The 15,336-nt window shown below is 51.5% G+C and carries 13 protein-coding genes and 4 tRNA genes; all 17 read left to right on the forward strand.

Going from position 1 to position 15,336, the window contains the following annotated elements:
• Positions 1–184: 184 nt before the first annotated feature.
• The 17 genes from wecA to NNO02_RS02170 all read left to right on the forward strand — a co-directional run bounded on the left by wecA (position 185) and on the right by NNO02_RS02170 (position 15,185).
• Entirely contained in the window at positions 185–1,288 is a 1,104-nt protein-coding gene (wecA, locus tag NNO02_RS02090) for a UDP-N-acetylglucosamine--undecaprenyl-phosphate N-acetylglucosaminephosphotransferase (protein ID WP_005133353.1), read from the forward strand.
• Between the two features lie 12 nt (positions 1,289–1,300).
• Complete coding sequence (wzzE, locus tag NNO02_RS02095) at positions 1,301–2,347, forward strand: ECA polysaccharide chain length modulation protein (RefSeq protein ID WP_137383182.1); 1,047 nt, start codon at positions 1,301–1,303, stop codon at positions 2,345–2,347.
• A 55-nt stretch (positions 2,348–2,402) separates the two neighbouring features.
• The gene (gene wecB, locus NNO02_RS02100; RefSeq protein ID WP_271440996.1) at positions 2,403–3,533 is read left to right on the forward strand and encodes a non-hydrolyzing UDP-N-acetylglucosamine 2-epimerase; all 1,131 of its coding nucleotides are present in this window, start codon (positions 2,403–2,405) and stop codon (positions 3,531–3,533) included.
• On the forward strand, positions 3,530–4,792 hold the full coding sequence (wecC, locus tag NNO02_RS02105) for a UDP-N-acetyl-D-mannosamine dehydrogenase (RefSeq protein WP_271440997.1): 1,263 nt from the start codon (positions 3,530–3,532) through the stop codon (positions 4,790–4,792). The genes wecB and wecC overlap by 4 nt, the downstream gene beginning before the upstream one ends.
• Complete coding sequence (gene rffG, locus NNO02_RS02110; RefSeq protein WP_271440998.1) at positions 4,792–5,859, forward strand: dTDP-glucose 4,6-dehydratase; 1,068 nt, start codon at positions 4,792–4,794, stop codon at positions 5,857–5,859. The genes wecC and rffG overlap by 1 nt, the downstream gene beginning before the upstream one ends.
• Positions 5,860–5,892: 33 nt before the next feature.
• Complete coding sequence (rfbA, locus tag NNO02_RS02115; RefSeq protein WP_202037315.1) at positions 5,893–6,774, forward strand: glucose-1-phosphate thymidylyltransferase RfbA; 882 nt, start codon at positions 5,893–5,895, stop codon at positions 6,772–6,774.
• A complete protein-coding gene (gene rffC / locus NNO02_RS02120) occupies positions 6,752–7,429 on the forward strand; it encodes a dTDP-4-amino-4,6-dideoxy-D-galactose acyltransferase (protein WP_271454121.1) in 678 nt (225 codons plus the stop codon). Before rfbA ends, rffC begins: the two co-directional genes overlap by 23 nt.
• A gap of 4 nt (positions 7,430–7,433) precedes the next feature.
• Positions 7,434–8,564, forward strand: coding sequence for a dTDP-4-amino-4,6-dideoxygalactose transaminase (gene rffA, locus NNO02_RS02125; RefSeq protein ID WP_040230067.1), 1,131 nt, complete (start codon positions 7,434–7,436; stop codon positions 8,562–8,564).
• 1 nt (position 8,565) lies between these two features.
• The gene (gene wzxE, locus NNO02_RS02130; protein ID WP_271454122.1) at positions 8,566–9,816 is read left to right on the forward strand and encodes a lipid III flippase WzxE; all 1,251 of its coding nucleotides are present in this window, start codon (positions 8,566–8,568) and stop codon (positions 9,814–9,816) included.
• Entirely contained in the window at positions 9,813–10,892 is a 1,080-nt protein-coding gene (locus NNO02_RS02135; protein ID WP_271449829.1) for a TDP-N-acetylfucosamine:lipid II N-acetylfucosaminyltransferase, read from the forward strand. Before wzxE ends, NNO02_RS02135 begins: the two co-directional genes overlap by 4 nt.
• The gene (wzyE, locus tag NNO02_RS02140) at positions 10,889–12,244 is read left to right on the forward strand and encodes an ECA oligosaccharide polymerase (RefSeq protein ID WP_271454123.1); all 1,356 of its coding nucleotides are present in this window, start codon (positions 10,889–10,891) and stop codon (positions 12,242–12,244) included. The genes NNO02_RS02135 and wzyE overlap by 4 nt, the downstream gene beginning before the upstream one ends.
• Positions 12,244–12,984: a lipopolysaccharide N-acetylmannosaminouronosyltransferase gene (wecG, locus tag NNO02_RS02145; RefSeq protein ID WP_005133328.1), complete on the forward strand. Its 741-nt coding sequence runs from the start codon at positions 12,244–12,246 to the stop codon at positions 12,982–12,984. Before wzyE ends, wecG begins: the two co-directional genes overlap by 1 nt.
• Before the next feature lie 279 nt (positions 12,985–13,263).
• Positions 13,264–14,649: a bifunctional threonine/serine APC transporter ThrP gene (gene thrP, locus NNO02_RS02150; protein ID WP_271449827.1), complete on the forward strand. Its 1,386-nt coding sequence runs from the start codon at positions 13,264–13,266 to the stop codon at positions 14,647–14,649.
• Between the two features lie 102 nt (positions 14,650–14,751).
• Positions 14,752–14,828 (forward strand) — tRNA-Arg (locus tag NNO02_RS02155).
• A 56-nt stretch (positions 14,829–14,884) separates the two neighbouring features.
• Positions 14,885–14,960: transfer RNA gene (locus tag NNO02_RS02160), tRNA-His, on the forward strand.
• A 20-nt stretch (positions 14,961–14,980) separates the two neighbouring features.
• Positions 14,981–15,067: transfer RNA gene (locus NNO02_RS02165), tRNA-Leu, on the forward strand.
• Positions 15,068–15,108: 41 nt separating this feature from the next.
• Positions 15,109–15,185, forward strand: a tRNA-Pro gene (locus NNO02_RS02170).
• Positions 15,186–15,336: the final 151 nt, after the last annotated feature.

The raw sequence follows: 15,336 nt of genomic DNA on the forward strand, positions 1-15,336 counted from the left end.
GTAATCTTAACGACACAATAACAATAATACGGTATGACATACCGCCAGGTTGAAAAAGATTCGTAATTTGTATCTTGTGGTTGATAATTATACAGAACCATCGGATATGGAGGCGGGTTTCCCTTCTGAATAAAGGTCTTCGTGGTTATACTTCTGCTATTAATTTTCTCTGAGAGCATGCATTGTGAATTTACTGACAGTAAGCACTGATCTCATCAGTATTTTTTTATTCACAACACTGTTTCTTTTCTTTGCGCGTAAGGTCGCAAAAAAGATTGGTTTAGTGGATAAACCCAACTTTCGCAAACGGCATCAAGGATTGATCCCGTTGGTTGGGGGGATTTCGGCTTACGCAGGTATTTGCTTTACGTTTGTGATTGCTGATTATTACATCCCGCATGCATCTCTCTATCTGGCCTGTGCCGGCGTGCTGGTTTTGGTTGGCGCGCTGGACGATCGTTTTGATATCAGTGTAAAAATTCGCGCAACTATCCAGGCCGCGATCGGCATCATCATGATGTCGGTTGGCAAACTCTATCTTCTTAGCCTTGGGTATATTTTTGGCCCCTGGGAGATGATTCTTGGTCCGTTTGGCTATTTACTGACGCTGTTTGCCGTCTGGGCGGCAATTAATGCTTTCAATATGGTGGACGGCATTGACGGCCTGCTAGGTGGGCTGTCCAGCGTTTCATTCGCGGCGATGGGGTTTATCCTGTGGTTCGATGGGCAGACGAGTCTGGCCGTATGGTGTTTTGCGATGATCGCCGCCATTCTGCCTTATATTCTGCTGAACCTGGGCGTTCTTGGGCGCCGTTATAAAGTCTTCATGGGTGATGCCGGCAGTACGCTGATTGGTTTTACCATCATCTGGATCCTGCTGGAAACCACGCAGGGCAAAACGCATCCTATAAGCCCAGTTACCGCACTGTGGATTATCGCCATCCCATTGATGGATATGGTGGCAATCATGTATCGGCGTTTGCGTAAGGGCATGAGCCCGTTCTCAGCCGATCGCCAGCACATTCATCATTTGGTGATGCGAGCTGGGTTTACTTCCCGCCAGGCATTTGTTCTGATTACGCTGGCTGCGGCCGTGTTGGCATCGATCGGTGTGCTGGCTGAATATTTCCGTTTGGTTCCGGAATGGGCCATGCTGGTGCTGTTTTTAATGGCATTTGGCCTCTACGGATACTGTATCAAGCGTGCCTGGAAAGTGGCGAGATTTATCAAGCGAGTGAAGCGCAGACTGCGAAGAATTCGTGAAGGCAAACCAAACTTAACCAAGTGAATTGAGGATGCGATGACACAACCATTACCGGGGGAAGACGCCGTGAGCGCTGAAAATGAACTGGATATCCGTGGGTTGTTTCGTACCTTATGGGCAGGGAAGGTGTGGATTGTCGGTATGGCGCTCGCATTTGCACTTGTTGCTCTCGCCTATACTTTTTTCGCCCGTCAGGAGTGGAGCGCAACGGCTATTTCAGACAAGCCTACGGTCAATATGTTGGGGGGGTATTATTCTCAACAACAGTTCCTGCGCAACCTGGATATTAAGGCCAGCCTCGCGTCAACCGACCAGCCGTCGGTGATGGATGAAGCCTATAAAGAATTTATCATGCAGCTTGCCTCCTGGGATACGCGTCGTGAATTCTGGCAGCAGACTGATTACTATAAGCAGCGTATGGTTGGAAACAGTAAAGCCGATGCCGCGCTGCTGGATGAACTGATCAATAACATTCAGTTTATGCCTGGTGATGCGTTGCGGAACACCAATGACAGCGTGAAGCTGATTGCGGAAACGGCACCTGATGCCAACAATCTGCTGCGCCAGTACGTGGCCTTTGCCAGTCAGCGTGCAGCACGTCATCTGAACGATGAGCTGAAAGGCGCGTGGGCTGCGCGGACGGTGCAAATGAAAGCGCAGGTCAAACGGCAGGAAGAGGTAGCAAAATCGATTTTCTCTCGCCGTGTTCATAACATTGAACAAGCGCTCAAAATTGCTGAGCAGCATAATATTTCGCGTACTTCTACTGATGTCCCTGCTGAAGAGTTACCTGATTCTGAGTTGTTTTTACTCGGACGTCCTATGCTACAGGCGCGACTCGAAAACCTGCAGTCTGTTGGCCCAGATTTTGATATGGACTATTTTCAAAACAGGGCCATGCTGAACACGCTGAACGTAGGCCCGACCCTGGATCCGCGTTTTCAGACCTATCGTTATTTGCGGACGCCGGAAGAACCGGTAAAACGTGATAGCCCACGTCGTGCCTTCCTGATGATTATGTGGGGCATCGTTGGGGCCCTGATCGGTGCCGGTGTCGCGTTAACCCGTCGCCGTTCGATTTAGCAATACCGTTGCAGTGAGGGGCTGGGCTCTCACTGCCAATCCGAAGAGAATCGATGTGAAAGTACTGACTGTATTTGGTACGCGACCGGAGGCCATTAAGATGGCTCCTCTGGTTCATGCGCTGGCTAAAGATCCTGATTTCGACGCGAAAGTTTGCGTCACTGCACAGCATCGGGAGATGCTCGATCAGGTATTGCACCTCTTTTCCATCGTACCTGACTACGATCTCAATATTATGCAGCCAGGTCAGGGACTGACAGAAATTACCTGTCGAATTCTGGAAGGATTAAAGCCAATCCTCGCTGAGTTCAAACCTGATGTGGTGCTAGTCCACGGTGATACAACAACAACGCTTGCTACCAGTCTGGCCGCGTTTTATCAGCGTATTCCGGTGGGACATGTTGAGGCTGGGTTGCGAACGGGCGATCTCTATTCTCCCTGGCCGGAAGAGGCAAACCGTACACTGACCGGGCGCCTGGCAATGTATCACTTTTCCCCAACTGAAAATTCACGCCAAAACCTGCTGCGTGAAACCATTCCGGATGATCGTATTTTTGTCACGGGGAACACGGTTATTGATGCGTTGATCTGGGTTCGCGATCGTGTACTGGGAAATGAAGCGCTGCGTGCTGAACTGGCTGAGCGCTATCCTTTCCTGGATGCTGATAAAAAGATGATCCTGGTGACCGGTCATCGTCGGGAAAGCTTTGGTCGCGGTTTTGAGCAAATCTGCCATGCTCTGGCGGAAATTGCCGCGGCTAATCAGGATGTACAGATTGTCTATCCGGTACACCTGAACCCCAACGTTAGCGAGCCGGTAAATCGTATTTTGGGTCACGTTGATAACGTGATGCTAATTGAACCGCAGGACTATCTGCCATTCGTCTGGCTGATGAATCATGCCTGGCTTATCCTTACCGATTCTGGTGGGATTCAGGAGGAAGCCCCTTCTCTGGGCAAACCTGTGTTGGTGATGCGCGAAACAACGGAACGGCCAGAAGCTATTACCGCAGGCACAGTACGTCTGGTTGGGACTGACCCTCAGCGGATTGTGGCAGAAGTCACGCGCTTGCTGCATGACGAAAATGAATATCAGACCATGAGCCGCGCCCATAATCCGTATGGTGATGGGCAGGCGTGTGGCCGCATTTTACACGCGTTAAAAAATAATCGGATATCGCTATGAGTTTTACGACCATTTCTGTCATTGGGCTGGGTTATATCGGACTGCCAACGGCGGCCGCTTTTGCTTCCCGTCAAAAACATGTTATTGGCGTAGATGTAAATCAACATGCGGTGGATACCATTAACCGCGGTGAAATCCACATCGTCGAACCCGATTTGGGTGCTGTGGTGAAAACGGCTGTCGAAAATGGCTTTCTGCGTGCGGTTACGGCACCCGTCGAAGCAGACGCTTATCTGATTGCTGTGCCGACTCCCTTCAAGGGGGAGCATGAACCCGATATGGTCTATGTTGAAGCCGCAGCGAAGTCGCTTGCACCGGTGTTGAAAAAAGGGGCGTTGGTGATCCTTGAATCGACGTCACCCGTCGGGGCAACGGAACAGATGGCAGCATGGCTTGCAGAAATGCGCCCTGACCTGACTTTCCCGCAGCAGGCGGGGGAACAGGCTGACGTGAACATTGCTTATTGTCCGGAGCGCGTGCTGCCAGGCCAGGTGATGGTTGAACTGATTAAAAATGACCGTGTGATTGGCGGAATGACCCCCGTCTGTTCTACGCGTGCCAGCGAACTGTACAACATCTTCCTCGAAGGTGAATGCGTGGTGACTAACGCCCGCACCGCAGAAATGTGTAAGTTGACCGAAAACAGCTTCCGCGATGTCAATATCGCCTTTGCTAATGAACTGTCGCTGATTTGCGCCGATCAGGGGATTAACGTTTGGGAACTGATCCGTCTGGCAAACCGCCACCCGCGGGTTAATATTTTGCAGCCTGGACCAGGCGTTGGCGGACACTGTATCGCGGTCGACCCGTGGTTTATTGTGGCGCAGAACCCGCAGCAGGCGAGATTGATCCGCACCGCGCGCGAGGTAAATGATAGTAAGCCTCATTGGGTTGTCGATCGGGTAAAAGCCGCTGTAGCAGATTGTCTGACGGAGACCAATAAACGTGCCAGCGAAGTAAAAATTGCCTGTTTTGGTCTGGCGTTCAAACCGAATATTGATGATTTACGTGAAAGCCCGGCAATGGGGGTGGCGCAAAGTATCGCACGTTGGCACAGCGGCGAGACGTGGGTGGTTGAACCGAATATCCATCAGTTGCCGAAAAAACTGGATGGCCTGTGTCAACTGGCGAAACTGGATGCTGCGTTGGCAAGTGCCGATGTGCTGGTGATGCTGGTTGACCATAATGAATTTAAAGCGATTAAAGGCGATGCGGTTCACCAGCAATATGTGGTTGATACCAAAGGAGTCTGGCGCTAATGAAACGAATTCTGGTTACCGGTGGTGCAGGATTTATTGGCTCAGCGGTTGTGCGTCACATCATTAATGAGACTCGGGATGCCGTGGTAGTGGTTGATAAGTTAACCTATGCCGGAAACCTGATGTCGCTGACGCCGGTTGCACAGAATGCCCGTTTTGCCTTTGAACACGTGGATATCTGCGATCGCGTAGCGCTCGACAACGTGTTTCAACAGTATCAGCCGGATTGCGTGATGCATCTGGCGGCAGAAAGTCATGTTGATCGTTCTATCGATGGCCCCGCCGCATTTATTGAAACCAATATTGTCGGGACCTACACGTTGCTGGAAGCCGCTCGCGCATACTGGAATGTGTTAACCGATGATAAAAAGCAGGCGTTTCGTTTCCACCATATATCAACCGATGAGGTGTACGGCGACCTGCATTCTACGGATGATTTCTTTACCGAAACGACGCCGTATGCACCGAGTAGTCCTTATTCTGCGTCAAAGGCCAGTAGCGATCATCTGGTTCGAGCCTGGTTGCGTACCTACGGGCTGCCAACGTTAATTACTAACTGCTCCAACAACTATGGTCCCTATCATTTCCCGGAAAAACTGATCCCGCTGATGATACTCAATGCACTGGCGGGAAAACCTCTACCGGTGTACGGCAACGGACAGCAGATTCGTGACTGGCTGTATGTGGAAGATCATGCCCGGGCGCTCTATTGCGTCGCGACAACAGGTGCAGTTGGCGAGACCTATAATATTGGTGGTCATAATGAGCGTAAAAACCTGGACGTGGTCGAAACGATTTGCAGCTTGTTGGAAGAACTGGCGCCGCAAAAACCACGAGGTGTCATGCGGTATCGTGAATTGATCACTTATGTTGACGATCGCCCCGGTCATGATTTGCGCTATGCCATTGATGCGTCAAAAATTGCGCGTGAACTTGGCTGGGTGCCGCAGGAAACGTTTGAAAGTGGGATGCGCAAAACCGTGCAATGGTATCTGGCAAATGAGGCCTGGTGGAAACCCGTGCAGGATGGCAGTTACCAGGGTGAGCGTTTGGGTCTGAAGGGCTAACAGCCTGATTTTGGCGCCCGGAGGAGGGATCATATGAAAGGTATCATTCTGGCTGGTGGCTCAGGTACTCGCCTGTACCCCATTACGCGCGGCGTATCGAAGCAGCTATTGCCTATTTACGATAAGCCCATGATCTATTACCCGCTATCGGTACTGATGCTGGCGGGAATTCGCGAGATCCTGATTATTACCACACCGGAAGATAAAGGGTATTTCCAGCGTTTGCTGGGGGATGGCTCTGAGTTCGGTATTGATTTGCACTATGCAGAGCAGCCCAGTCCGGATGGTTTAGCACAGGCGTTCATTATTGGTGAAGCGTTCCTTAACGGCGAACCGTCATGTCTGGTGCTTGGGGACAATATCTTCTTTGGCCAGGGATTTAGTCCAAAACTACGCCACGTCGCTGCCAGAACGCAAGGTGCGACGGTATTTGGCTATCAGGTGATGGATCCTGAGCGTTTCGGTGTGGTGGAGTTCGATGACAATTTTCGTGCAGTCTCGCTGGAAGAGAAGCCGAAAGAACCGAAATCAAACTGGGCGGTGACAGGACTCTATTTCTACGACAGTAAGGTCGTGGAATACGCAAAGCGCGTGAAACCTTCTGAGCGTGGGGAACTGGAAATTACCTCCATTAACCAGATGTACCTTGACGATGGCAATCTGACCGTTGAACTGCTTGGCCGTGGCTTTGCCTGGCTGGATACCGGTACGCACGACAGTCTGATTGAAGCGAGCACGTTTGTGCAGACGGTAGAGAAACGTCAGGGCTTTAAAATCGCCTGCCTGGAAGAGATAGCATGGCGCAATGGCTGGCTGGATGATGAAGGCGTAAGACGTGCCGCCAGCTCGCTGGCTAAAACAGGCTACGGCCAATATTTGCTGGAGCTTCTCCGTGCCCGTCCGCGCCAGTATTGAGTCTCTGGATTGGGAAAATACGTTCTTTGGTGTGAATAGCGCCATCGTACGGTTTGACCCGCATGCACCGATTCTGACAGCAGAAGTCTTACAGCGCTGGGACCGGGTGCAGGCAAAAATTCCTGCTGCAAATACGAATGAAATTGATGCTTTACAGCAGTTGGGTTTTTCACTGGTAGAAGGTGAAATGGACTTTGTTCTGCCGGTTACGTGCGCCCGTGAAAATCCCGGTGCTCAGGTGGCACAAGCTGCGGATATTCCGCTACTGCGTCAACTGGCGGGAGAGGCGTTCGCCCAAAGTCGTTTCCGCGCACCGTGGTATCCCGTGGAGGCCAGTGCGCGTTTTTATGCACAGTGGATAGAAAACGCTGTGCTGGGCACGTTCGATCATCAGTGCCTCATTTTTCGCACACAGACTGGTGGGATTCGCGGTTATGTCTCACTACGTGACGTCAATGATACTGATGCACGAATTGGCCTGCTGGCTGGTCGTGGTGCGGGCGCAGAACTCATGCAAGCTGCGCTTTGCTGGGCGCTGGCTCGCGGTAAAACAACATTGCGGGTGGCGACCCAGATGGGCAACACCGCCGCGCTTAAACGTTATATACAGAGTGGTGCAAATGTGGAAAGCACCGCGTACTGGTTATACAGGTGACAAAATGATTCCATTTAATGCGCCGCCGGTGGTGGGAACCGAGCTTGAATACATGCAGTCAGCGATGAGCAGCGGTAAGCTGTGTGGCGATGGCGGTTTTACCCGTCGTTGCCAGCAATGGCTGGAGCAGCATTTTGGCAGTGAGAAAGTGCTGCTGACGCCATCCTGTACCGCGTCACTGGAGATGGCGGCATTATTGCTGGACATCCAGCCCGGCGATGAAGTCATCATGCCCAGCTACACATTTGTATCTACCGCGAATGCATTCGTGCTGCGTGGCGCAAAAATCGTCTTTGTCGATATCCACCCGGATACCATGAACATTGATGAAACGCTGATTGAAGCGGCGATTACTGAGAAAACCCGCGCTATCGTGCCGGTGCACTACGCCGGGGTTGCCTGTGAAATGGATACCATTATGGCGTTGGCGTCACAGTACAACCTGTTCGTGGTGGAAGATGCTGCTCAGGGCGTAATGTCGACCTACAAAGGCCGTGCGCTGGGGACCATTGGGCATATTGGCTGCTTTAGCTTCCATGAGACCAAAAACTATACCGCAGGCGGTGAAGGCGGGGCGACGCTGATCAACGACCGTAAATTAGTTGAACGTGCAGAAATCATCCGTGAAAAAGGGACGAATCGCAGTCAATTTTTCCGCGGTCAGGTTGATAAATATACCTGGCGTGACATTGGCTCCAGTTATTTGATGTCCGATCTCCAGGCTGCCTATCTGTGGGCGCAACTGGAAGCGGCAGAGCGTATTAATCATCAGCGACTGGTACTGTGGCAGAATTATTATGATGCCCTCGAACCGCTGGCGCGCGCCGGGCGCATTGATTTACCCGTCATCCCGGAAGGTTGTGCGCAGAATGCCCATATGTTTTATATCAAGCTGCGTGATATTGATGATCGCACGGCGTTGATTAACTTCCTGAAAGAAGCCGAAATTATGGCGGTATTCCATTATATTCCGCTGCATGATTGTCCGGCTGGCGATAAATTTGGTGTGTTTTCCGGAGTCGATCGTTACACCACCAAAGAAAGTGAACGTTTGTTGCGTCTGCCGCTGTTTTACAACCTGTCGCCGGTTAACCAGCGCACAGTGATTACGACCTTACTCAACTACTTTTCCTGATATGTCGCTGGCTAAAGCGTCCTTGTGGACGGCTACCAGTACGCTGGTAAAAATTGGTGCGGGTTTGTTGGTGGTAAAACTGCTGGCGGTCTCTTTCGGCCCTGCGGGTGTGGGCCAGGCGGGAAACTTCCGCCAGATGGTCACCGTGCTTGGCGTGTTGGCGGGCGCTGGGATTTTCAACGGCGTCACGAAATACGTTGCGCAGCACCATGATGATCCGGCGCGGTTGCGTAAGGTGGTGGGGACATCATCCGCAATGGTGCTGGGATTCTCTACGCTGATGGCGGCGATTTTTTTGCTGGCAGCAGCGCCCATCAGTCAGGGATTGTTTGGCCATACGCATTTTCAGGGATTGGTGCGCCTGGTTGCGCTGGTACAGATGGGGATTGCCTGGGCAAACCTGTTGCTGGCGTTGATGAAAGGATTCCGTGATGCCGCAGGTAATGCGCTATCGCTGATTATTGGCAGCCTGGTCGGCGTCGTGGCCTACTACGGCTGCTATCGGTTGGGCGGATACGAAGGTGCCTTGTTGGGGCTGGCGCTGGTGCCGGCGCTGGTGGTGGTGCCCGCCATGCTTATGCTGATCAAGCGTGGAACCCTCCCTGTGCAATACCTGAAACCTTCCTGGGATAACGGCCTGGCAGGGCAACTCAGCAAGTTTACGTTGATGGCGCTCATTACCTCTGTGACGCTACCAGTGGCGTATGTGATGATGCGAAACCTATTGGCGGCGCAATACAGCTGGGATGACGTGGGGATCTGGCAGGGGGTGAGCAGTATCTCTGATGCGTACCTGCAATTTATTACTGCTTCATTCAGTGTGTACCTACTGCCAACACTGTCTCGCCTGACTGAAAAGCGCGACATCACGCGTGAAGTTATCAAGTCGCTGAAATTTGTATTGCCGGCAGTTGCCGCCGCGAGTTTTACCGTCTGGCTGTTACGTGATTTTGCTATCTGGCTGCTTTTCTCCGCTAAATTCACCGCTATGCGTGATTTATTTGCCTGGCAATTGGTGGGGGATGTTCTGAAAGTAGGTGCCTACGTATTTGGCTATCTGGTGATCGCGAAGGCCTCGCTGCGGTTTTATATTCTGGCCGAGATTAGCCAGTTCATTTTGTTGACGGCATTTGCCCACTGGTTGATCCCCGCGCACGGTGCTCTCGGCGCGGCACAGGCCTATATGGCAACGTACATCGTCTATTTTTCTCTTTGTTGTGGCGTGTTTTTACTCTGGCGTAGGCGGGTATGACTGTACTGATTCACGTTCTGGGATCGGATATCCCTCACCATAACCAAACCGTGCTGCGGTTCTTCAACGACGCGTTGGCTGTAACAAGTGAGCACGCGCGCGTGTTTATGGTTGCTGGTCAGGATACGGGATTAAGCGAGAGCTACCCGGCGTTATCACTGAGTTTCTACGGCGGAAAAAAGGCGCTGGCAGAGGCCGTTATCGCCAAAGCTAAGATGGATCGCCAGCAGCGTTTCTTCTTTCATGGGCAGTTCAATACTAGCCTGTGGCTGGCATTGCTGAGCGGGGGCATTAAACCTGAGCAGTTTTACTGGCATATTTGGGGTGCCGATCTGTATGAAGTCTCCAGTGGGCTGAAATTCCGTCTGTTTTACCCAATTCGTCGAATAGCGCAAAACCGCGTGGGATGTGTCTTTGCCACGCGAGGAGATCTGAGCTATTTCGCTGAGCAGCATCCGCGTGTACGTGGGGAATTGCTCTATTTCCCAACGCGTATGGATCCATCGCTGAACAATATGAGTAATGAGCGCCTGCGACGCGGGAAAATGACGATCCTGGTCGGAAACTCTGGCGATCGCAGTAATGAGCATGTAGCCGCGCTACGCGCTGTTCATCAGCAGTTTGGTGATACGGTGAATGTGATTGTGCCAATGGGTTACCCGGCAAATAATGCAGGCTATATTGATGAAGTACGCCAGGCAGGTCTGGCGTTATTTAGCGCCGATAATCTGCAAATTCTCAGCGAAAAGCTGGAGTTTGATGACTATCTGGCGCTACTGCGTCAGTGCGATCTGGGTTACTTTATTTTTGCCCGTCAACAGGGGATTGGTACATTGTGTCTGCTGATTCAGGCGGGGATTCCGTGCGTGCTCAACCGTGAAAACCCATTCTGGCAGGATATGGCAGAGCAAAATATCCCGGTTCTGTTTACGACAGATGTACTCAATGAAGGTATTGTACGCGAAGCGCAGCGCCAGCTGGCATCGGTTGATAAAAGTGCAATTACTTTCTTTAGCCCGAATTATCTGCAACCGTGGCATAACGCGCTGCGCATTGCCTCAGGAGAAACCGTATGAGTCTGATGCAATTCAGCGGTCTGCTGGTGGTGTGGCTACTCTCTACTTTGTTTATCGCCACGCTGACCTGGTTTGAATTCCGACGCGTGCGGTTTAACTTCAATGTCTTCTTTTCATTGCTGTTTTTATTGACGTTTTTCTTTGGTTTCCCGTTGACCAGCGTGCTGGTCTTTCGCTTTGATGTGGCGGTGGCCCCACCGGAAATTCTGCTGCAGGCGTTGCTGTCTGCTGCCTGTTTCTACGCAGTGTACTATGTGACCTATAAAACACGCCTGCGTAAACGGAGCCCGGAGAGAACGCGCAGACCGCTGTTTACGATCAATCGCGTTGAAGCACATTTGACCTGGATTATCCTGATGGCGATTGCGCTGGTGAGCGTGGGCATTTTCTTTATGCACAACGGTTTCCTGCTATTCAGGCTGCAATCCTATAGCCAGATTTTCTCCAGTGAAGTCTCCGGGGTGGCTCTGAAACGCTTCTTCTACTTCTTCATTCCGGCGATGCTGGTGGTCTACTTCCTGCGTCAGGACAGCAAAGCGTGGTTGTTCTTCCTGGTAAGTACCGTTGCATTTGGTTTGCTGACGTACATGATTGTTGGCGGAACCCGCGCCAATATTATTATCGCGTTTGCCATTTTCCTGTTTATCGGCATTATTCGTGGCTGGATTTCACTATGGATGCTGGTCGCCGCGGGTGTACTGGGTATTGTCGGGATGTTCTGGCTGGCGCTGAAGCGCTACGGGATGAACGTCAGCGGTGATGAGGCGTTCTATACTTTCCTGTACCTCACGCGCGATACCTTCTCGCCGTGGGAGAATTTGGCGCTATTGCTGCAAAATTACCACAATATTGAGTTTCAGGGGCTGGCGCCGATCGTCCGTGATTTCTACGTCTTTATACCGTCCTGGCTGTGGCCGGGCCGACCGAGCATTGTGCTCAATTCCGCGAACTATTTTACCTGGGAAGTGCTGAACAACCACTCGGGCCTGGCTATCTCCCCGACGCTGATTGGTTCGCTGGTGGTGATGGGCGGTGCCTTGTTTATACCGTTAGGTGCGATTGTGGTCGGCCTAATTATTAAATGGTTCGACTGGTTGTATGAATTAGGTAACCGGGAGACTAATCGCTATAAGTCAGCGATTTTGCACAGTTTCTGTTTCGGCGCCATTTTTAATATGATCGTTTTGGCACGTGAAGGGTTAGATTCGTTTGTCTCGCGAGTTGTCTTTTTCCTCGTGATTTTCGGCGTCTGTCTGTTGGTGGCAAAATTGTTGTACTGGCTGTTTGATAGTGCGGGACTCATCCATAAACGAATAAAGTCGGTGCCCCGGACACAGGTTGAAGGATCGTAATGACAGATAACACAACTGCGCCGCTGTATTCACTGCGCGGATTAGAACTGATTGGCTGGCGCGATATGCAGCATGCGCTGAATTACCTGTTTGCTGAGGGACGCCTCAGGCAGGGGACGCTGGTAGCGATTAACGCCGAGAAAATGCTGACAGCGGAAGATAACCCAGAGGTTCGGACGTTGATCGAGGCCGCTGAGTTTAAATATGCGGATGGGATCAGCGTGGTGCGTTCCGTGTGTAAAAAATTCCCGCAGGCTCAGGTATCACGTGTGGCGGGGGCCGATCTCTGGGAAGCGCTGATGGCACGCGCAGGGAAGGAAGGAACGCCCGTATTCCTGGTTGGCGGTAAGCCTGATGTTCTGACACAAACAGAGGCAAAACTGCGTGCACAATGGCACGTCAATATTGTTGGCAGTCAGGACGGCTATTTTACCGCCGATCAGCGTCAGGCGCTGTTTGAGCGTATTCATGCCAGCGGCGCACAGCTTGTTACCGTGGCGATGGGATCGCCGAAACAAGAAATTTTTATGCGTGATTGCCGCCAGGTCCATCCGCATGCGCTGTATATGGGGGTGGGTGGCACCTACGATGTGTTTACCGGGCACGTAAAGCGCGCGCCCAAATTCTGGCAGAGCCTGGGATTGGAGTGGCTGTATCGCTTGCTGCTGCAACCGAGTCGTATCACCCGCCAACTTCGTTTATTACGTTATCTCCGCTGGCACTATACCGGCAATCTCTGACATCACCTCTGCGTTGTTCAGTAGCGCGTTATGCTAAACGCGCTACTTATTCACAACATAATCGCTGCTTTCTCGCACAATCTATTCATTTTTTGAATGCTTTAATTGCCATTTAGACGATTTTAAGAAACCATTCGCAACAATCATTGCAGTGCCGTGGTGTTTTTGGTGCCAACCGTAAGCGGTCGGTGCTGAATGGCCTGTTATGGCAAAAAAAACGATGTACCCATAACGATAACCGGAAATACCGGAAACAATGCAATCACAACAAGAGGATCTATGGCAGAGAATAAATCTGAGCTACAGCGTGGGCTGGAGGCTCGTCATATCGAATTGATAGCCCTTGGGGGGACCATTGGTGTCGGACTGTTTATGGGGGCTGCCAGTACCCTGAAATGGGCTGGACCATCGGTTCTGCTGGCGTATATCGTCGCTGGGCTGTTCGTCTTCTTCATCATGCGTTCCATGGGGGAGATGTTGTTCCTGGAGCCGGTCACTGGCTCATTCGCCGTTTACGCTCACCGTTATATGAGCCCCTTCTTTGGCTATCTTACCGCATGGTCATATTGGTTTATGTGGATGGCGGTGGGGATCTCGGAGATTACCGCCATTGGGGTCTACGTGCAGTTCTGGTTCCCGGAAATGGCGCAATGGATACCCGCGTTGATTGCGGTGGGTCTGGTAGCGCTGGCAAACCTGGCAGCAGTTCGCTTGTATGGTGAAATCGAATTCTGGTTTGCCATGATTAAAGTGACCACCATCATTGTGATGATTGTCATTGGCGTAGGGGTTATTTTCTTCGGTTTTGGTAATGGTGGTCAGGCGATTGGCTTTGGCAATTTGACCGAGCATGGCGGCTTCTTCGCGGGGGGCTGGAAAGGGTTCCTGACAGCACTGTGTATTGTTGTTGCTTCCTATCAGGGCGTGGAGCTTATCGGCATCACGGCTGGTGAGGCTAAAAACCCGCAGGTCACGCTACGTAGCGCCGTGGGTAAGGTTCTGTGGCGCATTCTGATTTTCTACGTAGGTGCGATTTTTGTTATCGTCACTATCTTCCCGTGGAATGAGATTGGTAGTAACGGCAGCCCGTTCGTTCTCACTTTTGCCAAGATTGGTATTACGGCAGCCGCTGGGATTATCAACTTTGTGGTCCTGACGGCCGCGCTATCTGGCTGTAACAGCGGGATGTACAGCTGTGGCCGTATGCTCTATGCGCTGGCAAAGAACCGCCAATTACCTGCCGCCGTCGGAAAAGTCTCTCGTCACGGAGTGCCAGTCGCTGGTGTGGCGATTTCTATCGTGATCCTGCTGATTGGCTCGTGCCTGAACTACATCATTCCCAATCCGCAGCGGGTGTTCGTTTATGTCTATAGCGCCAGCGTGTTGCCGGGCATGGTTCCGTGGTTTGTGATCCTGATTAGCCAGTTGCGTTTCCGTCAGGCACATAAGGAAGCGATAGCCAGCCATCCGTTCCGTTCCATTCTGTTCCCGTGGGCGAATTATTTGACGATGGCATTCCTGATTTGCGTATTAATTGGGATGTACTTTAATGAAGATACCCGAATGTCGCTTTTTGTTGGCATTGGCTTCCTGTTGGCAGTAACGCTCATTTATAAGGTTTTTGGCCTGAATCGCCATGGTGTAGCCCAAAAACTGGAGGAATAAGCGACAAAACGCACAAAGCGTGACCAAACGATAATTTATTTTAAAAAAGCACTAGACAGCAGACCGAGACCTCCGTAATATCCAGCCCCGCAACGGCGCTAAGCGCCCGTAGCTCAGCTGGATAGAGCGCTGCCCTCCGGAGGCAGAGGTCTCAGGTTCGAATCCTGTCGGGCGCACCATTTAGTAGGGTGCCAGAGCTGCGGTGGTTTTAATACCGCGTAAAAGATTTGCAGTGGTGGCTATAGCTCAGTTGGTAGAGCCCTGGATTGTGATTCCAGTTGTCGTGGGTTCGAATCCCATTAGCCACCCCATTAATTTAAAGTTGTGAAATGCGAAGGTGGCGGAATTGGTAGACGCGCTAGCTTCAGGTGTTAGTGTTCTTACGGACGTGGGGGTTCAAGTCCCCCCCCTCGCACCACGACTTAAAGAATTGAACTAAAAATTCAAAAAGCAGTAAAACGGCGAGTAGCGCAGCTTGGTAGCGCAACTGGTTTGGGACCAGTGGGTCGGAGGTTCGAATCCTCTCTCGCCGACCAATTTTGAACCCCGCTTCGGCGGGGTTTTTTGTTTTCTGTTCCTCACTTTTGTACCTCTTCTCCCCCAAATGTCATGAAGTCTTAAAAAGCCGCAATCCCTGGTTTTTACAGTGCAATCACCACAGACGCTGTGTAATAATATGCGTGTAGA

The sequence above is a fragment of the Citrobacter sp. Awk 2 genome (genome assembly GCF_028069815.1).
Taxonomy (GTDB): Bacteria; Pseudomonadota; Gammaproteobacteria; order Enterobacterales; family Enterobacteriaceae; genus Citrobacter.

Bases quoted from the DNA above. Each gene is read 5' to 3' on its own strand.
- NNO02_RS02135 (WP_271449829.1), top strand. From the start codon at position 9,813: ATGACTGTACTGATTCACGTTCTGGGATCGGATATCCCTCACCATAAC.
- wecC (WP_271440997.1), top strand. From the start codon at position 3,530: ATGAGTTTTACGACCATTTCTGTCATTGGGCTGGGTTATATCGGACTG.
- rffG (WP_271440998.1), top strand. From the start codon at position 4,792: ATGAAACGAATTCTGGTTACCGGTGGTGCAGGATTTATTGGCTCAGCG.
- rffA (WP_040230067.1), top strand. From the start codon at position 7,434: ATGATTCCATTTAATGCGCCGCCGGTGGTGGGAACCGAGCTTGAATAC.
- wzzE (WP_137383182.1), top strand. From the start codon at position 1,301: ATGACACAACCATTACCGGGGGAAGACGCCGTGAGCGCTGAAAATGAA.
- wecG (WP_005133328.1), top strand. From the start codon at position 12,244: ATGACAGATAACACAACTGCGCCGCTGTATTCACTGCGCGGATTAGAA.
- rfbA (WP_202037315.1), top strand. From the start codon at position 5,893: ATGAAAGGTATCATTCTGGCTGGTGGCTCAGGTACTCGCCTGTACCCC.
- wzxE (WP_271454122.1), top strand. From the start codon at position 8,566: ATGTCGCTGGCTAAAGCGTCCTTGTGGACGGCTACCAGTACGCTGGTA.
- wzyE (WP_271454123.1), top strand. From the start codon at position 10,889: ATGAGTCTGATGCAATTCAGCGGTCTGCTGGTGGTGTGGCTACTCTCT.
- thrP (WP_271449827.1), top strand. From the start codon at position 13,264: ATGGCAGAGAATAAATCTGAGCTACAGCGTGGGCTGGAGGCTCGTCAT.